Genomic DNA, 23,429 nt, shown 5'->3' with positions numbered 1-23,429 from the left:
ATCCTGAAGATTCAGCTCATTTTGTATAGCGCAAGGTAAAGCAATGTCCACTTTTTCATCGAGCAGCATGCGCTCTTTGCTCCGGGTAAGGCTGTGAATGCAGGCGGCGTTGCTACATCTGGTTTAGAAATGAGTCAGAATGCAATGCATATACAATGGGGTGCCGAAGAAGTTGACCAACGTTTGCATGGTATTATGAAAAATATACATGGACAATGTCTCAAATTTGGAAAAGACAAAGGTGAATATATTAATTATGTGAAAGGAGCCAACGTTGCCGGATTTATGAAAGTAGCCCGGGCAATGATAGCGCAAGGAGTTATATAATAACTGATTTTGTAAACCAATCGTTTGAAGAGCCTTTTAAATTCATGTAATTTAAGAGGCTTTTTAATTTGTAGTTGGAAACTGTATTATCCTGAAAGGTTTTTGATATCGTTCGGAATTAAACTGCCGAAATTTATCTGTCTAACTTGTTACTGTAAGCCCGAACTGCATAAAAAATATATTCTTAATTACTTCCTTAATTATTGAATTTTTACTTACTTTGCAGTTCAAAGTGAGACGTTTATACTAAATTTCGTATATGGTAAAGAAACTGTTGAAATGGGCTAAAAGAATTGTAATATTTCTTTTTCTGTTCAGTATATTTCAAGTCGTTTTATTCAAATTTGTTCCTGTATACTATACTCCATTGATGGTATGGAACAATATGGGGCAATTGTTCTCGGGAGAAGCTGTCGTTTGCCATCACAAATGGGTTTCGATAGATAAGATTTCAGGTTACCTGCCGCTTGCTGTAGTAGCTTCCGAAGATAACTTATTCCTCGACCACTCAGGATTCGATTTCGATCAGATAGAAAAGGCTTTGAATGAGGCTGAAAAAGGAAAACGACAGAGGGGTGCAAGTACAATCAGTCAGCAAACAGCAAAGAATGTTTTCCTTTGGTCGGGTCATTCATATATTCGCAAAGGACTGGAAGTATATTACACATTCCTTATAGAACATATCTGGGGTAAAGAGCGTATTATGGAGGTCTATCTCAATTCTATCGAGATGGGTAAAAATATATATGGTGCTGAGGCTGTCGCTCAGGTGAATTTCAGGAAATCGGCAAAAGCTCTTACAGCAGGAGAATCTGCGCTGATAGCGGCAACGCTTCCTAATCCTATCCGATTTAATTCGGCAAAACCATCTGCTTATATACAGAGGCGTCAGGCAAAAATATTAGATTTGATGTGGAAAGTAAAGCCTGTAGAATTTGACAAAGAGGAGAAGAAAGAAGTAAAGAAAAGCGTCAAGAAAAATAAGAAGTAGAGAACCTGCCCTATGAAACTAAACGGAGCTATACAAACAGAAGAGAAGAAATTTTTTTGTGTTCGGATTAATACCTCTATACTTCTTGCATGTATATATAAAGAGGCTAGAAAAGTTCATTGACTATACGCCTACAAAATATTGATGAGAAATTAATTGTATATCAACAGCAATGAGCTGATTAATATAAAAAAAGAGAAAGATCAAATCTTTCTCTTTTTTGTTCTTTAAGCTCAATCTCTTATTTCTTTACAGAGAATTTATAGATTGTTTCGCTTGTATATTTTTCACCGGGACGTAGAGTTGCCGAAGGCCAGTCTTTTTTGTTCGGTGTATCAGGATATTTTTGAGTTTCTAGACAAACAGCAGCACGGTATTGATTTGCTTTGCCTTTTTTACCTTTGTCTTTACCATCCATAAAGTTGCCCGCATAGAATTGCAGTCCCGGTTCGGTAGTATATGTTTCCAATACTATTCCTGTTTTAGGCGATTCTAGTGTAGCTGCTACTTTATTGATGTCTCCACCTGTATTTAATACCCAGTTGTGGTCATACCCTTTTCCGTTTTTCAACTGAACAAAGTCATAATTGTCTATTCTTGCACCAATAGCAGTTGGTGTGCGGAAATCCATATCTGTTCCTTCTACAGGAAGTATTTCGCCTGTAGTCATAAATGTAGAGTCTACCGGAGTGTATTTGTCAGCATTCAGCATGAGTAACCAATCCGTATTTTTTGAGTCCGGATCTCCATCCATATTGAAGTATGTATGGTTTGTCAGATTTACCACTGTTGGTTTATCTGTTTCAGCTTCGTACTTGATGTCAATAGCGTTGTCATCTTTCAATGTATAAGTGATTTTGGTTTTTAAGTTTCCCGGAAAACCTTCCTCACCATCTTTCGAAAGATAAGTCAGTTCGATTGTTTTATCATCTATTTGATTGGCATCGAATACTACAGTATGAAAACCTTTGTCGCCGCCGTGTAGCGTGTGACCAAAGTTGTTTTTAGGCAAGTCATATTTTACACCGTCAAGTTCGAAAGTTCCGTTTCCGATTCTGTTTCCGTAGCGACCTATTGCTGCTCCGTAATTATTTCCGGGTACATTAATATAATCTTGTATAGAGTCGAACCCGATTACGACATCTTTCTTATTGCCATCTTTATCCGGTACAAGTACAGAAACAATGCGTCCACCGTAATTGGTAACGCATACTTCCATTCCATTTGTGTTTTTTAAGACAAACAGGCCTACTTTTTTACCATTTACTTCTGTTTCAAAATTCTCTTTGTCGAGTCCCGACTCAGTCAATTTGCTTACGGGAGCTTTTTCTGTACAACTAACAGCCAACAGTAATACTGTTAATACAGCTAAACACGTTTTCTTCATAACTTAGATTTAATTATTATTTAAGAGGATTTGCTTTTACTCCTTCGTTGGTGATAACCACAGGTTTTATGTATCCGTTCTCGTCAAACTGCATTTCATCGATACAGGTAACTCTGTGGTTTCCGTCTGTCTCCGTAAGAGGGCGACGATGATATACGATATACCATTTGTCCGATTTCGGTTCATGTATCACAGAGTGGTGTCCTGCTCCTGTAGCTACTTTTGGATCTTGCTGCAGAATCTTACCTATACGTTTGAATGGGCCGAACGGACTGTCTGCGATGGCGTAAGCTACGCTATAGTCAGGGCCTGTCCATCCGCCTTCCGACCACATAAAGTAGTATTTATTGTTATGTATAAACATAAATGGGCCTTCAACATAGTTTTCAGGTGTTACTTCTTTATAGATTGTTCCATCTTCGAATGGAACTAGGCCTGTGAAGTCATCATTCAATTTGGCTACATTACAATGTTTCCAGCCACCATAATAGATATAGTAGCTACCATCTTTATCCTTAAACACAAACTGATCGATAGGTTGAGCTCCATTATAGAACTTGTCGATCAGAGGTTTGCCAAGGTAGTCTTTGAATGGCCCTTCCGGTTTGTCGGCAACGGCTACACCAATACCGCCGTACTCGTTATCACTTTGTATATCATTTCCTCCAAAGAAAAGAAAATACTTGTTGTCTTTTTTGAGAATTGCCGGAGCCCACATGGCTCGTTTAACCCATTTGACAGATGCAGTGTCGATTATCCGTTCGTGTTTAGTCCAGTTTACGAGGTCTGGCGATGAAAAGGCATCCATAAAGACTTGCTCGTCATATGGTGCAGAATAAGTCGGGTATACCCAATATTTGTCGTCAAAGATTATGCCTTCAGGGTCGGCATACCATCCTTCGACGATTGGGTTTCCTGCGGTGACTTTTTGTTCAGGGTTGGCTTGCTTGGGCGTACAAGCCTGCATGATAGAGAGACATGCAAAAATAAGTAAATAATTGTTTTTCATTTAATAATACATTTTTTATTACCGAACCATAAAAATAGGACTTTTTTGATTAGATAGATTCAGTTTTTATAATATTTTGATTTTTCTAGCTAAAAAGTTATCTTTGTTGGGATCAAGATAAGCAAAATTTATCACACGAAAAATCACGGTGTCCAACCTCTAAAATCCAGACGAAATCATGGCTTCTTTATATACTTTTGATGAGATATTGAGTATAGTAAATACAGAGATAAAAAAGATAGAATACAGTTCTGCACCTAAGTCTCTTTTCGAGCCAATATCTTATATCCTGTCACTTGGAGGGAAACGTGTTCGTCCGGCATTATCCCTTATGTCTTACAACCTGTATAAAGAAGATGTGGAGCGTGTGATCCCAATTGCTCTGGGTATAGAGATATTTCATAATTTCACATTGCTTCACGATGATTTGATGGATAGAGCCGATATGCGCAGAGGAAATCCAACGGTGCACATCAAATGGAATGACAATACTGCTGTATTATCGGGCGATGCCATGTTGATAGAGGCATATAAAGAGATAGCAAAGATAGATTCCCAATATTTAAAGCCTGTTTTAGATTTGTTTTCTACTACTGCAACCGAAATATGTTGCGGGCAGCAATACGATATGGAGTTTGAGCAACGTATGGATGTAACTATCGCTGAATATTTGGAGATGATACGTTTGAAGACTGCCGTGCTCTTGGCTTGCTCGCTAAAGGAAGGTGCTATCGTTGCCGGAGCCTCGGCTGAGGATGCTGAAAATCTATATAATTATGGCATTCATGTAGGACTCGGGTTTCAGCTTATGGACGACCTGCTTGATGTTTACGGAGATAGCTCCAACTTTGGAAAGAAAATAGGAGGAGATATTCTTTGCAATAAGAAAACCTTCTTGTTTATCAATGCTCTATTGAGCGAAGAAGTGAAAGATGATCTGATTAGCTGGGTTAATAAAGAGAATTATGATGCAGCGGAGAAAATAAAAGCTGTGACAGCCATATATAATAAACTGAATTTGAAACAGAAGTCAGAAGATCTAATAAATGATTACTATAAGCAGGCGGTGACATGTCTGGACAAAGTAAGTATAGATGCCTCACGGAAAAAAGAGCTTTATAAATTAGCAGAAAGCCTCATGACAAGAATTTCATAACACGAAACATTATAACTATGCCTTACAGACGCTTACCCAATACTGATAATGCTCGGATAAGGGCTTTGAAAACGGCAATAGAAAAGAGCAATACATTTTTTAGTCAGAATGTAATTACTCTGGATATTTATAAACTACAACATTTACTACGCAACTTTGAAACAGCTCAGGTGAGATATCGAGATAGCCTCGAAGTACAGGCTACCGCTAATCGTAAATTTCAGCGATTAGTAAAAAACGCAAGATTGTATATATCACATTTTATACAAGTTTTCAACTTCAGTGTTATCCGCAATGAGATAAAAAAAGAAGTGAAACAACTATACGGGATTGATCCGAGCGATTTTACTGTGCCCGATCTTACCAGCAACGATTCGTTACTCTTTTGGGGTGAAAATATAATAAAAGGAGAGCAGACACGTATCTCACAAGGAGGAACGCCGATCTACAATCCTACAATTGCCCGGGTGAACGTCGCATTTTCGCTGTTTAAAGATGCATATTTTGCACAAAAAACATATCAAAATACGACTTCCCGCCAGCTGGAAAGTTTAAGTCAGCAACGCGAAGATATAGACGCTACTTTGACTTTGGTGTGGAACCAGATAGAGAAAGCCTTTGCCGGTTTGCGGCCAAAAGAACGCTTGGAGAGGTGTAAGGAGTACGGAGTTGTATATTATTTGAGAAAAGAAGAAAAAGAAAAATTTGAGAACCAGACAGATCGAAATGAGAATTATTGATACGCACTCACATATTTATTCTGAAGAATTTGACAACGATATAGACGATGTTATTAAACGGGCAAAACAAGCAGGAGTAGAGAAAATACTGCTACCTAACATCGATGCTTCTTCTATAAATCGCTTGCACAATATATCTGATCGATATACAGGCTACTGTATACCAATGATGGGGTTGCATCCTACCAGTGTAGGTGAAAACTGGAAAGAGGAATTAGATATTATCCGAAAAGAGCTTTCTAAACGCACATATATTGCAATTGGAGAAATAGGGATTGATCTTTATTGGGATAAAACTTTTGAGGAGCAGCAGAGGCTAGTTTTTGAAGAACAACTGCGTTGGAGTATCGAATATGATTTGCCTGTAGCAATACATTCAAGGGATGCAATAGCCGAATGTATATCCTGCATTAAGAATGTAGGCGAACAGCACCTAAGAGGAGTATTTCATAGTTTTGGAGGAACGCTAGAAGAGCTTGACGGGATTCTTTCGTTGAAGAATTTTATGTTGGGTATCAACGGTGTTGTCACGTTTAAGAATTCTACATTGCCAACAGTTCTTAAAGAAACGGATTTGTCTTCTATAATCATCGAAACAGATTCACCTTATTTGGCTCCCGTTCCTTACAGAGGAAAAAGGAATGAGTCTTCTTATACATTGAATGTCGTAAATAAGCTAGCCGAAATATATGGCTTGCCAGCCGAAGAGGTTGGACAAATAACAACAGAAAATGCTGAAAAGCTTTTTGCTTTTAAATAACAGATTCTTAATATAAGTCAACCTTTTGGTGTAAAATAAAACAGCCCTACCGAGAAATTAATCTTTGTAGGGCTGTAAGTTTAATATCGTTGTTATTACATTTCCAAATCTATATCAAACAATTCGTGCCAAGGCAAACCCTGTTTGTTTAGTTGCTCCATAAACGGATCGGGATTAAATTCTTCAACATTGAATACACCCGGTTTGCGCCACAGGCCTTTCATAAACATGATACCGCCTATGGTAGCCGGAACTCCTGTTGTATAGCTTACTCCTTGTGTGCCTGTTTCTTTGTAAGCATCTTCGTGCGAACAGTTGTTGTACACATAGTAGGTGCGTTCTTTTCCATCTTTGATTCCTTTTATGCGGCATCCGATAGAAGTTTGACCTTTATAATTTTCTCCAAGTTCGCCCGGATCAGGCAACACGGCTTTCAGGAATTGGATTGGGACAATCTCAACACCATTGTAAATAATAGGGTCGATACGTGACATACCGATATTTTGAATTACACGAAGGTGAGTAAGATACTCTTGTCCGAATGTCATCCAAAAGCGAGCTCTTTTGAGGGTCGGGTAATTCTTTACCAGAGATTCCAGTTCCTCATGATAGATAACATACGATTCTTTTGGCCCAATTTCAGGATAATTCAACGGCTTGTGTATTTCGTGTGGTTCGGTTTCTACCCATTCTCCGTTTTCCCAGTATTTGCCTTTTTGGGTTACTTCGCGAATATTGATTTCCGGATTGAAGTTTGTCGCAAAAGCTTTTCCATGATCTCCGGCATTACAGTCTACAATGTCAAGATAATGTATCTCATCGAAATGATGTTTAGCTGCATAAGCAGTAAATACACTTGTTACACCGGGATCAAAACCACAACCTAATATTGCAGTAAGTCCGGCTTCTTTAAATTTATCCTGATATGCCCATTGCCATTTATATTCGAATTTAGCTTCCTCCTTCGGCTCATAATTAGCAGTATCAAGGTAGTTTACCCCACATGCCAGACATGCGTCCATAATAGTAAGATCCTGATAAGGTAATGCCACATTGATCACAAGTTCAGGCTTAAAGGAATTGAATAGTCTTTTCAGATCTTCCACGTTGTCAGCATCTACCTGTGCTGTTTGTATCTTGTTGCCGCCTATGGCCGCAGCAATAGCATCACATTTCGATTTTGTACGGCTGGCAAGCATTATTTCGGTAAACACATCCATGTTTTGTGCGACCTTATGTGCAACTACGGTTCCGACTCCTCCGGCTCCGATAATTAATACTTTTCCCATGTCTCTATTTTTATTTATTGATAATTATTTTGTACAACCTGTAATTTGTCTATTTCAAAGTTCAAAGATATTCTAAAAATAATCATTAGGATATTTCTTTTCTTGAAAACGATCATATTCTTCTTTATAAATGTCAATATTCCTGTTAAGAATATCTATAAACTCTTTCTTTGTTCTAAAACCATACTGAATATCATAGCCCCTTGGCTCTATTGTCTCAATGCCCTGTATCTATCGCTGGCATTTGTTCAAGACTTTATTATTTATGGTTAAATTAGGTTTAAAAAAAATAAGTTTACTTATAAAATCTGCCAACAAAAATACTATTAAATATTAATATTGCTTATATTTGTCTTCGGCAATTGATAGAGGGGTCTGGTACCATATTGATTTCGCATAGATACCTCAAGCTTTTATTAATTCACACAAAATCCCTGTAGATAAGGAGGTTTTTGAAATATTTATAGGATTATATCATTATAGTTCTTCTTACCTTATTTAGTTAATAAGGCTTTATTTGTTGAAGCAAAAGAAATTAGAAATAAACAATAATAAATACAAAAGCTTATGTCACAATTAGTCGGGCACATATCCCAGGTTATCGGGCCGGTGGTGGATGTATTTTTTGATACAGCCAATCCATCCCTAAACCTGCCGCAGATCAATGATGCCCTTGAAGTTAAAAGACCTGATGGTCGCTCTTTGATTCTCGAAGTAAAGCAACACATAGGCGAAGACACAGTGCGTGCCGTAGCTATGGACAGTACAGACGGATTAAGCCGTGGGCTTGAAGCGATTCCTCTGGGATCGCCTATTCGAATGCCTATCGGTGACCATGTAAAAGGACGTCTGATGAACGTTGTCGGTAACTCTATCGATGGAATGAAGCCTTTGAGCAATCAAGATGGTGCGCCTATCCATAGAGAACCGCCTAAGTTTGAAGAACTGCAAACAACGCGCGAGGTGTTATTCACCGGAATCAAAGTAGTGGATTTATTAGCTCCATACGCAAAAGGAGGTAAGGTGGGTCTGTTTGGCGGAGCCGGTGTGGGTAAGACTGTATTGATTATGGAACTTATCAACAATATTGCAAAAAAACATAATGGATATTCTGTATTTGCCGGAGTAGGAGAGCGTACCCGTGAAGGTAACGACTTGCTAAGGGAAATGATAGAGTCAAATGTTATCCGTTATGGAGAAGAGTTCAAGAAAAGCATGGAAGAAGGCAACTGGGATTTGTCGAAGGTTGACTACGACGAGCTTCAGAAGTCACAGATTTCCCTTGTTTTCGGTCAGATGAACGAACCGCCGGGAGCACGTGCCGATGTAGCCCTTTCGGGGTTGACTATAGCCGAGTCTTTCCGTGACTCGAAAGCTGAAGGTCCTAAAGATATCTTATTCTTTATCGATAATATATTCCGTTTTACTCAGGCAGGATCTGAGGTGTCGGCCTTGTTGGGACGTATGCCGTCTGCCGTAGGGTATCAACCTACATTGGCAACAGAGATGGGTGCCATGCAGGAACGTATTACCTCTACACAAAACGGTTCCATCACTTCGGTGCAAGCCGTGTATGTGCCTGCCGATGACTTAACAGACCCGGCTCCGGCAACAACATTCTCTCACTTGGATGCTACAACAGTACTTGATCGTAAGATTACCGAAATGGGAATTTATCCTGCGGTAGACCCTCTAGGTTCCAGCTCTCGAAGCTTAGACCCTAACGTTGTTGGTCAGGAGCATTACGATACAGCTCAACGAGTGAAACAAATTTTGCAGCGCAACAAAGAACTTCAGGATATTATTGCAATTCTCGGGATGGAAGAGCTTTCGGATACCGACAAACAGACTGTAAACCGTGCGAGACGTATTCAACGATTTTTGTCTCAACCGTTTAATGTTGCAGAACAATTTACAGGCGTTCCGGGGGTAATTGTTGATATTCAGGATACAATCAAGGGCTTCCAAAAAATTCTGGACGGTGAAGTTGATCACCTCCCTGAACAAGCATTCTTGAACGTGGGTACAATAGAAGATGCAATGGCTAAAGGCGAGAAGATTCTTGCGCAAGTTGCAGGATAAAGAATTTACATATGAAAAAATCAGAACTTCAACTAAATATTATTTCACCCGAGGCTAAGCTATTCTCCGGAATGGTTGCTTCGGTTGTAATTCCGGGGATTCAAGGCAGCTTCGGGGTTTATCCCGACCATGCTCCTTTGATCTCGGCCTTGCAAAAGGGGGTTATTACCTATACCGAAAACGGTGTGGAAAAATCTCTCGAAGTAGGCGGTGGCATGGTGGAAGTGAATAATGGGGTTGTGACAATCTGTGTATCTTAAAGGGATGGATGTAAAAGTAAAATTAATTCTTTCTATTACCCTGTTTGGGATTGTTACAGGAGCTCTTATACAGGCTTTGCTCAACTATCAGTTTCCTGAGTTTTATCCCAAATGGTACGAAGGCATTCTGGCTTTCTTTATAATACTGGAGTCATTGGTTGTTTTGTATGCAGACTCATCGAGCCGTAAAGCCACACAAAGGCAAATGCTGAATGTATACATGCTGACTAAAGTAGTTAAAGTATTCGCCTCGCTGATCCTCATCGCAACCTATGCCGTGGTAATAAAAGAAAATATTAAAAGCTTCGTCCTTATTTTTATGATTTTCTATCTTCTTTTTCTCGCCTTCGAGTCATATTTGTTTCTAAGGATAGAAAAACGGTTAAAGAAAAAACAACAATAGTATGAAACACTATTTAAAATACATTTTAACTTCGGTTCTTTTACTTACTGTAATGGGCTTTCAACCTCTGGCAGCAGAAAACGCACAAGAGGCTCAGCCCGAAAAAGAATTGAACGTTAAAGAACTTATTCTCGATCACCTTGCTGATGCATACGAGTGGCATTTAACTTCGTTTGGCGATACACATATTTCCATACCGTTGCCAATCATCGTGAAAGGAGAGACTTCAGGCTGGCATGTTTTTATGTCATCTAAGTTCCATCATGGGCATGAGGCATACGAAGGCTTTTATATTGCGCAAGAAGGTAAATACAGAGGTAAGATTGTAGAAAAAAATGCTTCGGGTGAAGAAATACGTCCTTGGGATATTTCGTTGACCAAGAATGCAACCAGTTTGATAATCAGTTCTACACTTCTTATAATCATAGTCCTTAGCGTATCTAAATGGTACAGAAGACAAGCGAGAACGGGAGAGAAGAAAGCTCCGAAAGGCTTTGTCGGATTTATGGAGATGTTTATAATGAGTGTGCAGGACGATATCATTAAGCCGTGTGTAGGAAAAAATTACAGAAAATTTTCTCCCTATCTGCTTACTGTTTTCTTCTTCATTTTGTTCAACAACCTATTGGGATTGATACCTCTCTTTCCGGGAGGTGCAAACGTGACAGGTAATATCGCAGTCACTTTGGTGCTTGCCGTGTTTACATTCTTCACTGTAAACCTTTTCGGATCGAAAGAATACTGGAAAGAAGTATTTTGGCCAGATGTGCCTACTTGGCTCAAGGTGCCGATACCTATCATGCCTGCAATAGAACTGGTGGGGGTATTTACCAAACCTTTTGCGTTGATGATTCGTCTCTTCGCTAATATCCTTGCAGGGCACTCGATTGTACTCGGTCTTACCTGCTTGATATTCGTTACTGCAAATCTAGGAGCGGTGATCAATAGTTCGATGACTGTTGTATCTGTATTGCTGACCATATTTATCAGTCTGGTAGAAATATTAGTTGCATATATTCAGGCTTACGTATTTACTATGCTGTCGGCCGTATTTATCGGTTTGGCACAGATAGAGCCACATCATCATGCAGAAAAACATTAATATTAAAAGTAAATTAACAATTAAATAATTTTAAACTAAAGAATTATGTTACTATCAACTTTATTACAAGCAGCAGAAGCTGCAACAAGCTTAACAGGTTTTGGTGCTGCACTGGGTGCAGGATTAGCTGTAATCGGAGCAGGTATCGGTATTGGTAAAATCGGTAGTTCTGCTATGGAAGGGATAGCCCGTCAGCCGGATGCAGCAGGAGATATTCGTACATCTATGATTATCGCCGCAGCTCTAGTAGAAGGGGTAGCTTTGTTTGCTGTTGTAGTTTGCGGATTTATTCTATAAATTAGTAAATAGATATGAATTTACTATTACCTGAATCCGGCCTTCTTTTTTGGATGCTCCTATCTTTTATAGTAGTTTTCTTCGTTTTGGCCAAATTTGGTTTCCCTGTGATAACCAAAATGGTGGAAGAGCGCAAAAACTATATACAAGATTCGTTGGACGCAGCCCAAAAAGCCAATGAGCAATTGGCTTCGATAAAAGAAAAAAGTGATGAGATACTTTCATCAGCTAAGGCAGAACAGGTGAAAATCTTGAAAGAGGCGGCTGATACACGCGATCGTATTATAAACGAAGCACGTGAACAAGCCAAGATAGCCGGGGCAAAGGAAATGGAAGAAATAAGAAAGCAGATCCAAATGGAAAAAGATCAGGCTATACGCGACATTCGTCGTCAGGTAGCTGAACTATCTGTGGATGTTGCCGAAAAAGTTCTTCGAGATACCTTGAAAGACCCTAAAGAACAAATGTCAATGATTGATCGCCTAGTGGATGAAGCTATGGTATCTAAATCTTAATCAACTGTTATGAATGAAGGGATGATTTCTAAGCGATATGCTAAAGCTCTGTTGCTATATGCAGTGGATCAGAAAGCGGAGGATGTATTGTTTGCCGAAATGAAAAAGGTAGCATCGTCATTTGTCCGCGAACCCCGTTTGCGTATGGCAATGGATAATCCTACGTTGAATGCCGAAGATAAGCTTACGCTGGTAAAGGCTGCTGTGGGCGCAAAACCGAGTAACGAGTATATTCGTTTTGCCGAGCTGGTAGTCAAAAAAAGACGTGAAATGTATCTTCGAAATATTGCGCTCAGTTACATCGATTTGTATTGTGAAGCCAAGCACATCAATACCGGGAAGCTTGTTACTGCTACCCCTGTGGATGATGCTACAAAACAGAAGATGAAAAGCTTGCTACAGAAGATTAAACCGGGGACGCTTGATTTTGAAACAAGCGTAGATCCGGATATCGAAGGAGGCTTTATTCTGTATATCGACACATACAGGTTGGACGCCAGCGTAAAAAGCCAGTTGAAGCGTATCAAGCAAAAGTTTGTCGCCGAAAACAGTAAGATTGGATAATAGATACTCTACCTATTTGAAAAGAGCTATCCACGTATAGCTTTATAGTAACTTATAATTTGAATAAAATATGTCTGAAAATATAAAAGCAAGCGAAGTCTCCGATGTGCTGAAAATGCAGCTAGAGAATATCAGTAGCCGCGTACAGTTCGAGGAGGTGGGTACAGTTCTCTATGTAGGAGACGGTGTTGTTCGCATATACGGACTTAAAAATGCAGAGGCAAACGAACTTCTTGAGTTCGACAACGGTATTATGGCTGTTGTGATGAACTTGGAAGAAGACAATGTCGGTGCTGTATTGTTAGGCCCGTCAGACCAGATTAAGGAAGGATTTACCGTAAAACGTACAGGCCGTATTGCATCCATCAACGTGGGTGAAGGCATGTTAGGGCGTGTAATCAATCCTCTGGGCGAGCCTTTGGACGGAAAAGGCCCGATTACCGGCGAACTGCTGGAAATGCCACTGGAACGTAAAGCTCCGGGGGTAATATACCGTCAGCCTGTAACCCAGCCTCTACAGACCGGATTGAAATCTGTAGATGCTATGATCCCCATCGGACGGGGGCAACGTGAGCTTATCATCGGTGACCGCCAGACAGGTAAAACTGCAATTGCGATAGACACCATTATCAATCAAAGAAGCAATTATGATGCCGGAGACCCTGTATACTGTATTTATGTAGCCATCGGTCAGAAAGCCTCTACAGTTGCCAATATAGTAGAAACACTAAAAGAAAAAGGTGCACTTGACTATACGGTTGTAGTTTCGGCTACAGCAGCCGAGCCGGCCGCAGTTCAGTACTTTGCTGCGTTTGCAGGTGCAGCTATCGGAGAATATTTCCGCGATACAGGACGTCATGCCCTTGTGGTATATGATGACTTGTCGAAACAGGCGGTTGCATATCGTGAAGTATCCTTGATTCTTCGTCGTCCACCGGGACGTGAAGCCTATCCGGGTGATATCTTCTACTTGCACTCTCGTTTGTTGGAGCGTGCGGCTAAAATTATTAACCAGCAGGAAGTTGCCCAACAGATGAACGACCTACCGGCAAGTCTTAAAGGAAAGGTAAAAGCGGGAGGTTCCCTTACTGCCCTTCCTATTATCGAAACTCAGGCCGGTGACGTATCTGCTTATATTCCTACCAACGTTATCTCTATTACCGACGGACAAATATTCCTCGATATAGACCTCTTCAATGCGGGTATGCGTCCTGCCATCGATGTGGGTATATCTGTATCTCGTGTGGGAGGTTCGGCTCAGGTGAAAGCGATGAAAAAAGTTGCCGGAACATTGAAGATTGACCAGGCTCAGTATCGTGAATTGGAAGCATTTACCCAGTTTGGTGGCGATATGGACCCCGTTACGGCAATGACTATCGATAAAGGTAAGAAGAATACAGTATTGCTGGTTCAGCCTCAGTATGCGCCGGTACCTGTTGAAAAACAGATCGCCATACTGTATTGCGGAACAAATGGGTTGCTTCGTCAAGTGCCGGAAGATAAAATACATGAATTCGAAACCGAATTTCTGAGAACATTGGAAATGCAATATCAAGCTGATGTGCTGGATGTCCTGAAAAAAGGAGTCATCAACGAAGATGTGGAAACTAAAATCAGAAAAGTAGCCGCGGATATTGCTTCTCAGTACAAAAAATAATGAATTATGGCATCTCTTAAGGAAATAAAAAATAGAATTGGCTCTGTAAAAAGTACCAAGAAGATTACTTCTGCAATGAAGATGATAGCTTCATCTAAGTTGCACAAGGCGCAAAATGCAATCAGCAACTTCTTGCCTTATCAGCAGAAGTTGGATGTCATTCTGACTAATCTTCTGTCTTCTGATACAAGCTATGAGTCTCCTTTTATCCAAAAAAGAGAAACAAAAAGAGTCGCTATAGTTGGTTTTGCTTCCAACTCTTCGCTTTGTGGTGCATACAACTCGAATGTAATAAAAGAGTTTAGTACCGTTTACGCTAAAAAGAAAGAAGAGGTAGGAGCAGGGAATATCTTGGTATATCCTATCGGTAAAAAATTGGCCGACGCCCTGAAGAAACAGGGAATAGTGGCGCAAGGCGATTACAGGGATATGGCTGATAAGCCTACCTTCTTAGCCGTACAGGATCTTGCCAAAGAACTGATAAAGAAATATATTGATGGAGAAATAGATGAGGTGATCTTAATTTATCATCATTTCATATCTACGGGATCCCAGAAACTAAAGAAGACACAATTCCTGCCTTTCGATTTGGAAAGCGCTAAGCCCGAAGGTCAGCAAGACGAAAATATGTTTGCAGACTATATCTTGGAGCCATCGAAGGAGGAAATTCTCGATTCTTTAATTCCTACCGTGCTTTATTCACGCTTATATGCTGCTTTGCTCGATGCTAATGCTTCGGAACATGCTGCACGTATGATTGCTATGCAAATAGCATCAGACAATGCGGACGAATTGGTACAGGATCTGACTATTCAATACAACAAGTCGCGTCAACAAGCTGTTACAAACGAATTGTTGGATATTATCGGTGGTGCTTCGGCATTGCAGTGATAGGAGAAAATTCTTTATAAAATATAGCCCCGGACTTTTATAGTTTGGGGTTTATTTTTTCGTTTTTTTGATTCGTAAAAAATTGTATCTCAAAAAAAGTGACTACCTTTGTTGTAATATATAGAGAATTATGATGGAAAAAATAGCTTATATGCAACAGTATTATTTTCACGACAGTGGTTCCTGTATTTCCAATGAATTATTATTGATATAGATAGTATCCTCGAAGAAGTATTCTTTTTCGGGGATTTTTTTTGAAATAAATTGTCTTATATATAGATCTTTGCGGTAGTTGACTTATAATAGAAAAGTAACAATAAAAAGCAGCTGTAAAACTGTCACTTTTGTCACTTTTTGACATGTATGATGTTGTTTGTGAGTCGCTTGTGCTTTGGCTAAATGTGTCACTTTTTTCTGTTATCTTTTTGTTGAATATGAATTTTACTCTTACAAAATATAAATAGTTATGTGCAATAAAAGCTTGGTTTCAATTACAGATTATTCGAAAGAAGATATTCTGAGAATACTTAATCTGACTAAAAAATTTGACGAGCAACCTAACCGTAGGTTATTGGAAGGCAAAGTGTGTGCTACACTTTTTTTTGAGCCGTCGACACGGACACGCCTTAGTTTTGAGACTGCAGTAAACCGCTTGGGCGGACGCATCATAGGCTTTTCGGATGCGGCTACTACCAGTTCATCGAAAGGAGAGACGCTGAAAGATACCATACTGATGGTAAACAACTATGCCGATATTATAATCATGCGACACCATCTGGAAGGGGCTGCTCGTTATGCTTCGGAGATTTCTTCTATACCGATCATTAATGCCGGAGATGGAGCCAATCAGCACCCTACGCAGACAATGCTTGATATCTATTCTATATTTAAGACTCAAGGTACACTTGAGAATCTCACAATAACGATTGTTGGTGACCTGAAATATGGGCGTACAGTGCACTCTCTGATCATTGGGATGTCGCATTTCAACCCAACCTTCATATTCGTTGCACCTGAAGAATTGCACCTCCCCGATCCGTATAAAGCCTTCTGTGACGAACATGGGATAAAGTATTCGGAACATACAGATTTTGATTCAGAGGTGATAGATAAAGCGGATATCCTGTATATGACACGTGTACAGAGAGAACGTTTTACCGACCTGATGGAATATGAAAAGGTGAAGAATGTGTATATTCTCAAGAATGATATGTTGGCAGGAGCAAAAGACAATCTGAAAATATTGCATCCCCTGCCTCGTGTAAACGAGATACAACAGGATGTGGATGATAGCCCTAAGGCTTATTACTTCGAACAGGCTAAGAACGGGATGTTTACCCGTGAGGCTGTGATATGTGATGCATTGGGTATAGAAGTTGAATAAATAAAATATCAAGATATGAATGAACGTAGAAAAGCAATGCAGGTAGCAGCATTATGCAACGGAACAGCCATAGATCATATTCCTCCCAGCGTAGTGTTTAAAGTAGTATCATTGTTGGAGCTCGAAAAGCTGGATAATCCTATTACAATCGGAAATAATCTGGAAAGTAAGAAGATGGCTTCAAAGGGAATTATCAAGATCACAGGTAAATATTTTGAAGAAAGCGTGATCAATAAGATTGCGATCATAGCACCGAATGTAGTTCTCAATATCATTAAGGATTACGAGGTTGTAGAAAAGAAAAGAGTGGTTTTACCTAAAGTAATCAATGGAATTGTAAAGTGTAACAACCCGAAGTGTATTACAAACAATGAGCCTATGACTACACGTTTTGAAGTCATTGACTGTAATAACACAGAGCTGCGCTGTCACTATTGTAACATTAAAATTCAGAAAGACGAGATTATCCTGAAATGAAGCAAGATTGGAAGCCGGGAACACTGATATATCCTTTGCCTGCCGCCATGATAAGTTGTGGCAGTACTCCCGAAGAATATAATATTATAACTCTGAGTTGGCTCGGTACTATCTGTACCAATCCCCCGATGTGCTATATTTCGGTAAGACCCGAAAGGCATTCGTATGAGATTATAAAGCGGGATATGGAGTTTGTAATAAATATCACAACGGAAGATTTAGCTTTTGCTACCGACTGGTGCGGAGTGAGATCGGGTAAGGATTTCAGTAAATTTGACGAAATGAAACTTACTCCGGGGAAGGCATCAATTGTTCAGGTTCCCATCATCGAAGAATCTCCGTTAAACATCGAGTGTAGAGTGCGGGAGATACTCAGTTTAGGTTCGCATGATATGTTTATTGCCGATGTGGTAAATGTAAAAGCTGATGAAAAGTATATTGATCCGGAAACCGGAAAATTTAGTCTCGAAAGCGCAAAACCGATTGCATATTCTCATGGTCAGTACTATGGCTTAGGAGAAAAGATTGGAGGTTTCGGCTGGACTGTCAGAAAAAAGAAAGAGGAACTGTAAACTCAGTTCCTCGGTTCTCTATTTGACTTTTCGGATCTTTGCTTTTTTCTATATTCATAAGGAGGTGTGGGATTTTTCAAACTCCAGATATTCAACTTCTGTTGTCGGGCAGTTTTCTCTAATTCTTCGAGTACCGGGTCTTCAATATAGTGATTGTAGTACCATGCTAAACCTTCTTTGACCATCTCCTGATTTAAATTCAACTCGTCGAGATAAATGATACCTAAAACTCTATCATATTGATCGATCCCTTTTTTCTCTACTTTTACAGTTTTACCGTAGCATAAGTCATTTAAGTAGGTTTTGGCTTTGTTGCTGAAGTCTTGTCCTTTTTCAGGAGAATCTATGCCATAGAGTCGCACTTTTATTCGTTCCTTGTTATCTGTCAGAATTGTCATTGTATCTCCATCAGCAACACTGACTACCTTTCCTTTTATTGTTTCGGCGGGTTCAGTGGAAGGCTGGTTACAGGAGATAAAGAGTAATAGTATGAATATAAATTTTCTCATTCGTTATAAAAGTTCATTTTTATCTTTAAATAGAATTAGCATATTATGAACTAGAGATCTAAATTAACTAAAAAGAGACAGAAAGAAATAATTATTTCTAATATATTGTCTTTACTGCTTTTATCGATAAGCTGGTAGATAGATAAATGATTGAATGAATAAACCTTATAAAATAAGTTGTCAGAGTTGTTAAAATATATAGGGAGAAATAAACGAAAAATAAAAATGATTTCATAGATTTGTCTAAATCTATCAATATAAAATTACATATTATGAAAAAATTAGTTGTATTCGCATCTGTTGTCTTTTTGTTTTCGTCTTGTGCTACAATATTTACTCCATCTAAGCAAAGTATAACGTTCTCGGGGATTGAAGGTACAAAAATTTATGATGCAAGTAATAATGTTAAATTAGCAGAAATAGGAAGTGACAAAACTGCGACTATCTCCGTTAAAAAGAAAATGAGTGACAAGCAACTTTTGGCTAAAAAAGAAGGATATAAGACATTGCCTTTTATTTTAGAGTCTACTTTCAATACGACCTCTCTATGGAATATCCTATTCTGGCCTGGTTTTATTGTAGATTTGGGAACAGGACAAATGAACAAATGGGATAATACTAGTATCAATCTTGATCTTGAAAAAGATGATTCAGCATCCAAATAAATAGAAATCTAAAAAATAGAAAAAGGACTGAATTTTATTTTAGTCCTTTTTTATTTGTTGATAATCATTGTTTTAAGCGGAGAGGAAGAGATTCGAACTCTCGATACCCTTTAGGGGTATACACGCTTTCCAGGCGTGCCTCTTCAACCACTCGAGCACCTCTCCTTTGTCCTCCGGCTGTAGCGTGTGCAAAGATAAAGGATATTTTTGAATTGACAAGAAGAGAGAAAGTATTAGTCGTTTAGAGGGATGATTTTAGAAGGCTTTGAAGTGTTTACAACCGGTATCGCTTTTATTTACAATACGAGAAATCGGAATAGCTTTGGCTTGGCTTGTTGTATATCCTAAAAAAGAGTTATCTTTGTATCCGATATTGTTTTTACAAATGTTTCGCATTATTTGTTACTCGATATCTAAAGTTTGATATTAAATCGTTGTATATCAAGCGAAAATAAACCAACGGGGCTGACTGGCTTTGACAGCGAGATGAAGTGGTTTGTAAGCATGCAGTGCGTAGTCGGCTGGCACTATAATCTCAGACGTCACAAATTTAACTGGCAATAACAATTACGCTCTTGCTGCTTAATCGAAGTATAGTAGATTCTAGCTTAATCCTTGCACAGGTGTAAGGACAAGACATCACCCGGAAGCTGTGGCTTCGAAGCGTGCCGATCAGGTGGTGCAGACAAATCGGAGATAGGATAGGGGAGGCTTTGGCCCTTATCTGAAATAAAAAAGCTAAGGTTTGAGTTGGTGGCTTCGGTCTTGCTCATTCACGAAAATTTAAGCGAAGATAAGCATGTAGAAAGCAAATTAGTTCCTTGTTTGGACGAGGGTTCAAGTCCCTCCAGCTCCACGAATAACATTGATTATCAATGATTTATAATCAATGAGGACTAAAACAAGGACTAAGATTTACTTCTTAGTCCTTGTTTTTATTATCAACTCACAATAATAGATTGATTGGATTAATTTTTTACTTGTCATCTTTTATATGGGCTTTTTAGGTCTCTTTGGTCTGCCTCCGTGAATATTTCTAGGTATTTCGGAAGCGACGGCATCTTTTAATTCGAATATTGCTAGATTTGATAATTCATTGTATTTGGCTACTATTCGGTAACGCAGTGCTTCATCCCAGTCAGCCACTGACCATATTTCACGTACAAGCGTAGAGCAGCCTACAAACAGTGATCCGTGCCGTGTGTATGTTTGTCCTATTACGGGATAACTATCCGGATCATTGATGCTTGTGGCTTCAATGATTAACGAATGTCTGACAGCATTCCATTGAAAGCGTATTCCTTCGGGACTGCCTATCAGTCTTAATACAGCGTTCGATATGAAAATTGTACCTTTCTGCCATTTGATATCGATATAAGGACAATCGTTCGCATAGATTAATTCGGTATCAGGGATATCTTTATTTTTTTTCGTTTGTTCCATCTTATGTCGTCTCTTTAATGTTGTCATTTGATTCAACTTTATCTTCCACCATCTTCTTAGATGGTAATTCTGGTAGCGTTATTTTTACAAAGCCTTCCGGTACTCCCTCAAAGGTCTTTACTATTTCAACCTTATTTTCCTCATAAGATTGCCCATAATGCCCCTGCCAATGTGATGGGGTCAACGGTATGCGTTCTCGGTGTTTCGGATTATTCGGACTTGGTGCGGAGATGCTTAGGTATGCTTCCGCATTAACGAGTTCAAAAACAAATAATTTTTCGCCCTTGCTTGTTAGTAATGTTCCCAATACTTTGATCGTGGCATTAATATCCCACTTCATATCATTATAAAGTTGTGCAGTAAATACTTTACCTGTGATTTTTCTAGGTTCTACCTTTTCATGCTTATTTACTTTACTCCATTGTATTGAGTCTTTTTCATCCTCAATAGATGGTTTAGCTATTATTCGCTTTTTCTCTGAGTTTATCAGGATTTGAATAAATCTGCATTCGTCAAGTTTTCGTATGGCACGAACATTAAAATTAACTGAGCCATATTTCAAAGTCATAGATGGACAGTTTGTTTTCGAAAAAAACTCTCGACGCACTACTTCGTAGCCCTCAAAATCAAAACTGTCTACTTCACGTTCAATATAAGAAATCTTACCGTCCCGAGTAGGTTTAGTATACACCTCTTGCGGCTTAATTTCCGCCTCTCTATTTTCATCTCTGGCATTACCATCGTCTGGTTCAAATTCAATGTTTTTCTGCATATTATTCATGGTTAATTTCTTCTGATAATTCGAATTCTGCAAGGCTCTTTTGACAGAATTCTGTAAGTTCAACTATTTGTCCGGCAAGTGAATCAATCGGCTTGCTTTCGTGTAATGCTTGCCAAAGACCTTCAATGTCAATCTTATATAATCCGCAAGCAGCAATATTCTCATAGTAATCATCTCCATAGCGGCTTGTGTATTTATCTGGTAATATATAAATGTCTTTTTTAGGGGGGATTATTTCAGCATTTCGTAAATCAAAGAGCATAATACTCTCGTTTTCTCTTGTCCTCTTCGCCCCATATATGCGATATCGATATCCAGATTTAAGTCCTGCGGATTCTAATGCGATAGAAGTAAAGTGGGAATGATGTACTGGCTTTATAATACATATATCATTTATACGTTCTGAGAAAACTTCGCTCACAGATAGGCGAAGAGCCAAAATTGCTTTCAAGGGATGAAATAGCATTTCGGCTTTCTCCGCCCGAAGTGCTTTCTTACAAGCTACGTTAAAAATAATCTTGCCATCTTTTATTGAACAAGCAGGCTTCGTACGATCATCAAAAGAAAAGGTCGAAACAATGTCATAAGTCCTTAAATCGAATATACTTGCTTTATCGGCTAAAATATTAATTTTTGGATCGTCATCCTCCTCATAAATAGAATGTGATGCTTTAACATAATCATTCAGTGTGTATCCTCTCACGTTTTTACTCACAACAACAAAGCCTTTGAGTATACCTTCAGAAACAGCTTTTAGGTATGGGATACCGTTTTTGCCTCTTCTATTTTTTATTATTCTGAGTGCAACGTCATAGGCTTCTGGCGGTACAATTGCCTCGTGATGCTCTTTGTGATAATATTGCGGCTTTTCTCCCTCGTTCTTTTTAGATTTATGAGTCTTATAACTTCTTGTTATTGTTTTTCTGGCTCTTATAGCACCTGCATACTTTTCATTAGAAAGTAAAGCTCTTACTCCGCTTACTGTCCAATGCACATTGCCTAGCCTACTTTTAAGACCGAGGATATTCATAGTTTTTGCTATATCCGAAAACGAATATCCCATGATAGCTAAAGCATAACAAAGTCTTACGGTTTTAGCTTCTTCTTTATTTATAGTAAGTGGGCTATCACGTCCTTTTTCTTTATTGTAGCCGAGAACAGGAAACGCATAGTATTTTCCTTGTGCGAAAAGGTTATCTACTGCCCAGGTAATGGCTTCGCTTTTCAGTCGCGATTCTTCTTGAGCGAACAAACCGAGAAATGTAATGAGCATTTCTCCTGATGTTCCGAAAGTTGATATTCTGTCTGCTTCAAAATAAACCTCCACCGGTGACTCAAGAGAGTTCAACATATTTATATAGTACAGTAAGTCTCCTAAGTTTCTTGCAAATCGTGAAATGCTTTTAGTCAAGATGATATCAATTTTTCCGAGCCGGCAATCCTCTATCATTCTTAGAAATCCCTTTCTTTTCTCAACGCTGGTCGCTGTAATCCCATCATCCTCATATATGGCAATAAACACATATTCCGGATTACCTTTGATGTAATTTTCATAATACTCTCTTTGCAGCATAAGCGATCCTTCTTGTCCGACTGAATCGGTAGAAACTCGCACATAGGCAGCTGCACGCATCTTGTGTCCACGTGTTTTCAATATCTCAATAGGAACAGCAGGATAAATCGTCACATTACCCTTTTGTTCGGGAATCCCGAATGATGTTTTTCTTGCGGTCGTATTATTGCTCATATGCCATATTGTTTTTAAGCCTTATCTGCTAATTACATTTTTATGCATATACAAAAGTAGGGAACGATTACCGTGTTATCTCATAGCATTTTTTTTCATTATTTCCAACTATAAATGTATTAATTTTCTTGTGAATTTAAAACATTATACTCTAAAATATTTGTTTTTAACTATTTATGGCTTCTGTTTAGCCATTATTCTTATACTTTTATGGAACTCTATATATTTCTGTGTAAAGACTAACCTTTACTTACTCGTCTATTGCAAAGCTCTCTCCTGTTTTATATCCATTTAGCATTGCTTCTAGCACCTGAATCATATCCAGACGAAATGATTCAGGTGCTAATACGGCTAGTTTATCTCTGTTCCATAAGAATTCTTGTTTAAGGTCGTACGTGGGTCTGACAAATATCTCGAAGTC

Annotated in this window: 24 protein-coding genes, 1 tRNA gene, 1 other RNA gene and 1 pseudogene; 19 read left to right on the top strand and 8 right to left on the bottom strand. The window is 38.9% G+C overall.

Annotation, left to right across the window (positions count from 1 at the left end):
* Positions 1-45 precede the first annotated feature (45 nt).
* Positions 46-327: pseudogene (locus tag LDB17_RS04245) on the top strand (glutamate dehydrogenase); the annotation flags it as partial.
* A gap of 259 nt (positions 328-586) precedes the next feature.
* The gene (gene mtgA / locus LDB17_RS04240; RefSeq protein ID WP_252639194.1) at positions 587-1,318 is read left to right on the top strand and encodes a monofunctional biosynthetic peptidoglycan transglycosylase; all 732 of its coding nucleotides are present in this window, start codon (positions 587-589) and stop codon (positions 1,316-1,318) included.
* Between the two features lie 241 nt (positions 1,319-1,559).
* Here the strand turns inward: mtgA and LDB17_RS04235 are convergent, their stop codons facing one another.
* A complete protein-coding gene (locus LDB17_RS04235) occupies positions 1,560-2,705 on the bottom strand; it encodes an aldose epimerase family protein (protein WP_252639193.1) in 1,146 nt (381 codons plus the stop codon).
* A 16-nt stretch (positions 2,706-2,721) separates the two neighbouring features.
* The gene (locus LDB17_RS04230; RefSeq protein WP_252639192.1) at positions 2,722-3,714 is read right to left on the bottom strand and encodes a glycoside hydrolase family 43 protein; all 993 of its coding nucleotides are present in this window, start codon (positions 3,712-3,714) and stop codon (positions 2,722-2,724) included.
* Positions 3,715-3,892: 178 nt separating this feature from the next.
* Between LDB17_RS04230 and LDB17_RS04225 the strand changes: the two genes are divergently transcribed.
* From LDB17_RS04225 to LDB17_RS04215, 3 genes are read left to right on the top strand one after another with little or no spacing between them, the layout of a single operon-like run.
* Positions 3,893-4,870 carry a polyprenyl synthetase family protein gene (locus tag LDB17_RS04225; RefSeq protein ID WP_252639190.1) on the top strand — a complete coding sequence of 326 codons (978 nt, stop codon included), beginning with the start codon at positions 3,893-3,895 and terminating at the stop codon, positions 4,868-4,870.
* 17 nt (positions 4,871-4,887) lie between these two features.
* Positions 4,888-5,610 (top strand): hypothetical protein, encoded by a 723-nt coding sequence (locus tag LDB17_RS04220; RefSeq protein ID WP_252639189.1) that lies wholly within the window; start codon positions 4,888-4,890, stop codon positions 5,608-5,610.
* Positions 5,597-6,370 carry a TatD family hydrolase gene (locus tag LDB17_RS04215; RefSeq protein WP_252639187.1) on the top strand — a complete coding sequence of 258 codons (774 nt, stop codon included), beginning with the start codon at positions 5,597-5,599 and terminating at the stop codon, positions 6,368-6,370. The genes LDB17_RS04220 and LDB17_RS04215 overlap by 14 nt, the downstream gene beginning before the upstream one ends.
* A 95-nt stretch (positions 6,371-6,465) precedes the next feature.
* Here LDB17_RS04215 and LDB17_RS04210 read toward each other — a convergent pair whose 3' ends face one another.
* Complete coding sequence (locus tag LDB17_RS04210; RefSeq protein WP_135103691.1) at positions 6,466-7,659, bottom strand: saccharopine dehydrogenase family protein; 1,194 nt, start codon at positions 7,657-7,659, stop codon at positions 6,466-6,468.
* A gap of 567 nt (positions 7,660-8,226) precedes the next feature.
* Between LDB17_RS04210 and atpD the strand changes: the two genes are divergently transcribed.
* From atpD to LDB17_RS04150, 12 genes are all read left to right on the top strand, one after another.
* The gene (atpD, locus tag LDB17_RS04205; protein ID WP_135103693.1) at positions 8,227-9,741 is read left to right on the top strand and encodes a F0F1 ATP synthase subunit beta; all 1,515 of its coding nucleotides are present in this window, start codon (positions 8,227-8,229) and stop codon (positions 9,739-9,741) included.
* Positions 9,742-9,752: 11 nt separating this feature from the next.
* Complete coding sequence (gene atpC, locus LDB17_RS04200) at positions 9,753-10,001, top strand: ATP synthase F1 subunit epsilon (RefSeq protein WP_006842277.1); 249 nt, start codon at positions 9,753-9,755, stop codon at positions 9,999-10,001.
* A 4-nt stretch (positions 10,002-10,005) separates the two neighbouring features.
* Entirely contained in the window at positions 10,006-10,404 is a 399-nt protein-coding gene (locus LDB17_RS04195; RefSeq protein ID WP_252639186.1) for a hypothetical protein, read from the top strand.
* 1 nt (position 10,405) lies between these two features.
* Entirely contained in the window at positions 10,406-11,506 is a 1,101-nt protein-coding gene (atpB, locus tag LDB17_RS04190; protein WP_252639184.1) for a F0F1 ATP synthase subunit A, read from the top strand.
* Between the two features lie 45 nt (positions 11,507-11,551).
* Positions 11,552-11,803, top strand: a complete 252-nt coding sequence (gene atpE / locus LDB17_RS04185; protein ID WP_006842280.1) for an ATP synthase F0 subunit C — start codon at positions 11,552-11,554, stop codon at positions 11,801-11,803.
* Between the two features lie 14 nt (positions 11,804-11,817).
* Positions 11,818-12,318, top strand: a complete 501-nt coding sequence (gene atpF / locus LDB17_RS04180) for a F0F1 ATP synthase subunit B (RefSeq protein WP_006842281.1) — start codon at positions 11,818-11,820, stop codon at positions 12,316-12,318.
* A gap of 9 nt (positions 12,319-12,327) precedes the next feature.
* Positions 12,328-12,882, top strand: a complete 555-nt coding sequence (locus LDB17_RS04175; RefSeq protein WP_252639182.1) for a F0F1 ATP synthase subunit delta — start codon at positions 12,328-12,330, stop codon at positions 12,880-12,882.
* 70 nt (positions 12,883-12,952) lie between these two features.
* On the top strand, positions 12,953-14,539 hold the full coding sequence (gene atpA, locus LDB17_RS04170; protein WP_252639181.1) for a F0F1 ATP synthase subunit alpha: 1,587 nt from the start codon (positions 12,953-12,955) through the stop codon (positions 14,537-14,539).
* Positions 14,540-14,545: 6 nt separating this feature from the next.
* Complete coding sequence (locus LDB17_RS04165; protein WP_252639177.1) at positions 14,546-15,430, top strand: F0F1 ATP synthase subunit gamma; 885 nt, start codon at positions 14,546-14,548, stop codon at positions 15,428-15,430.
* A gap of 466 nt (positions 15,431-15,896) precedes the next feature.
* Positions 15,897-16,814, top strand: a complete 918-nt coding sequence (gene pyrB / locus LDB17_RS04160) for an aspartate carbamoyltransferase (RefSeq protein WP_252639172.1) — start codon at positions 15,897-15,899, stop codon at positions 16,812-16,814.
* A gap of 15 nt (positions 16,815-16,829) precedes the next feature.
* On the top strand, positions 16,830-17,291 hold the full coding sequence (locus LDB17_RS04155) for an aspartate carbamoyltransferase regulatory subunit (protein ID WP_006842286.1): 462 nt from the start codon (positions 16,830-16,832) through the stop codon (positions 17,289-17,291).
* Positions 17,288-17,863 carry a flavin reductase family protein gene (locus tag LDB17_RS04150; RefSeq protein WP_135103698.1) on the top strand — a complete coding sequence of 192 codons (576 nt, stop codon included), beginning with the start codon at positions 17,288-17,290 and terminating at the stop codon, positions 17,861-17,863. Before LDB17_RS04155 ends, LDB17_RS04150 begins: the two co-directional genes overlap by 4 nt.
* 2 nt (positions 17,864-17,865) lie before the next feature.
* On the opposite strand, the gene LDB17_RS04145 is transcribed toward LDB17_RS04150, so the two are convergent.
* A complete protein-coding gene (locus LDB17_RS04145; protein ID WP_252639170.1) occupies positions 17,866-18,372 on the bottom strand; it encodes a thermonuclease family protein in 507 nt (168 codons plus the stop codon).
* Positions 18,373-18,644: 272 nt separating this feature from the next.
* Between LDB17_RS04145 and LDB17_RS04140 the strand changes: the two genes are divergently transcribed.
* Entirely contained in the window at positions 18,645-19,037 is a 393-nt protein-coding gene (locus tag LDB17_RS04140; RefSeq protein WP_018074768.1) for a hypothetical protein, read from the top strand.
* Between the two features lie 77 nt (positions 19,038-19,114).
* Here LDB17_RS04140 and LDB17_RS04135 read toward each other — a convergent pair.
* Positions 19,115-19,202, bottom strand: a tRNA-Ser gene (locus LDB17_RS04135).
* Between the two features lie 296 nt (positions 19,203-19,498).
* Here LDB17_RS04135 and ssrA point away from each other — a divergent pair.
* Positions 19,499-19,896: a transfer-messenger RNA gene (gene ssrA / locus LDB17_RS04130) on the top strand.
* Positions 19,897-20,027: 131 nt separating this feature from the next.
* Here the strand turns inward: ssrA and LDB17_RS04125 are convergent.
* From LDB17_RS04125 to LDB17_RS04115, 3 genes are read right to left on the bottom strand one after another with little or no spacing between them, the layout of a single operon-like run.
* Positions 20,028-20,480: a hypothetical protein gene (locus tag LDB17_RS04125; protein ID WP_252639168.1), complete on the bottom strand. Its 453-nt coding sequence runs from the start codon at positions 20,478-20,480 to the stop codon at positions 20,028-20,030.
* Between the two features lies 1 nt (position 20,481).
* Positions 20,482-21,294: a hypothetical protein gene (locus tag LDB17_RS04120; protein WP_252639166.1), complete on the bottom strand. Its 813-nt coding sequence runs from the start codon at positions 21,292-21,294 to the stop codon at positions 20,482-20,484.
* The gene (locus LDB17_RS04115; RefSeq protein WP_252639165.1) at positions 21,254-23,008 is read right to left on the bottom strand and encodes a recombinase family protein; all 1,755 of its coding nucleotides are present in this window, start codon (positions 23,006-23,008) and stop codon (positions 21,254-21,256) included. Before LDB17_RS04115 ends, LDB17_RS04120 begins: the two co-directional genes overlap by 41 nt.
* Positions 23,009-23,429: the final 421 nt, after the last annotated feature.

It is taken from the genome of Dysgonomonas sp. Shenzhen-Wh21, from assembly GCF_043392705.1.
Taxonomy (GTDB): Bacteria; Bacteroidota; Bacteroidia; order Bacteroidales; family Dysgonomonadaceae; genus Dysgonomonas.
This window is presented reverse-complemented; position numbering and strand designations above follow the sequence as displayed.

Coding starts and splice junctions, on each gene's coding strand:
- mtgA (WP_252639194.1), top strand. CDS start 587: ATGGTAAAGAAACTGTTGAAATGGGCTAAAAGAATTGTAATATTTCTT.
- LDB17_RS04235 (WP_252639193.1), bottom strand. CDS start 2,705: ATGAAGAAAACGTGTTTAGCTGTATTAACAGTATTACTGTTGGCTGTT.
- LDB17_RS04230 (WP_252639192.1), bottom strand. CDS start 3,714: ATGAAAAACAATTATTTACTTATTTTTGCATGTCTCTCTATCATGCAG.
- LDB17_RS04225 (WP_252639190.1), top strand. CDS start 3,893: ATGGCTTCTTTATATACTTTTGATGAGATATTGAGTATAGTAAATACA.
- LDB17_RS04220 (WP_252639189.1), top strand. CDS start 4,888: ATGCCTTACAGACGCTTACCCAATACTGATAATGCTCGGATAAGGGCT.
- LDB17_RS04215 (WP_252639187.1), top strand. CDS start 5,597: ATGAGAATTATTGATACGCACTCACATATTTATTCTGAAGAATTTGAC.
- LDB17_RS04210 (WP_135103691.1), bottom strand. CDS start 7,659: ATGGGAAAAGTATTAATTATCGGAGCCGGAGGAGTCGGAACCGTAGTT.
- atpD (WP_135103693.1), top strand. CDS start 8,227: ATGTCACAATTAGTCGGGCACATATCCCAGGTTATCGGGCCGGTGGTG.
- atpC (WP_006842277.1), top strand. CDS start 9,753: ATGAAAAAATCAGAACTTCAACTAAATATTATTTCACCCGAGGCTAAG.
- LDB17_RS04195 (WP_252639186.1), top strand. CDS start 10,006: ATGGATGTAAAAGTAAAATTAATTCTTTCTATTACCCTGTTTGGGATT.
- atpB (WP_252639184.1), top strand. CDS start 10,406: ATGAAACACTATTTAAAATACATTTTAACTTCGGTTCTTTTACTTACT.
- atpE (WP_006842280.1), top strand. CDS start 11,552: ATGTTACTATCAACTTTATTACAAGCAGCAGAAGCTGCAACAAGCTTA.
- atpF (WP_006842281.1), top strand. CDS start 11,818: ATGAATTTACTATTACCTGAATCCGGCCTTCTTTTTTGGATGCTCCTA.
- LDB17_RS04175 (WP_252639182.1), top strand. CDS start 12,328: ATGAATGAAGGGATGATTTCTAAGCGATATGCTAAAGCTCTGTTGCTA.
- atpA (WP_252639181.1), top strand. CDS start 12,953: ATGTCTGAAAATATAAAAGCAAGCGAAGTCTCCGATGTGCTGAAAATG.
- LDB17_RS04165 (WP_252639177.1), top strand. CDS start 14,546: ATGGCATCTCTTAAGGAAATAAAAAATAGAATTGGCTCTGTAAAAAGT.
- pyrB (WP_252639172.1), top strand. CDS start 15,897: ATGTGCAATAAAAGCTTGGTTTCAATTACAGATTATTCGAAAGAAGAT.
- LDB17_RS04155 (WP_006842286.1), top strand. CDS start 16,830: ATGAATGAACGTAGAAAAGCAATGCAGGTAGCAGCATTATGCAACGGA.
- LDB17_RS04150 (WP_135103698.1), top strand. CDS start 17,288: ATGAAGCAAGATTGGAAGCCGGGAACACTGATATATCCTTTGCCTGCC.
- LDB17_RS04145 (WP_252639170.1), bottom strand. CDS start 18,372: ATGAGAAAATTTATATTCATACTATTACTCTTTATCTCCTGTAACCAG.
- LDB17_RS04140 (WP_018074768.1), top strand. CDS start 18,645: ATGAAAAAATTAGTTGTATTCGCATCTGTTGTCTTTTTGTTTTCGTCT.
- LDB17_RS04125 (WP_252639168.1), bottom strand. CDS start 20,480: ATGGAACAAACGAAAAAAAATAAAGATATCCCTGATACCGAATTAATC.
- LDB17_RS04115 (WP_252639165.1), bottom strand. CDS start 23,008: ATGAGCAATAATACGACCGCAAGAAAAACATCATTCGGGATTCCCGAA.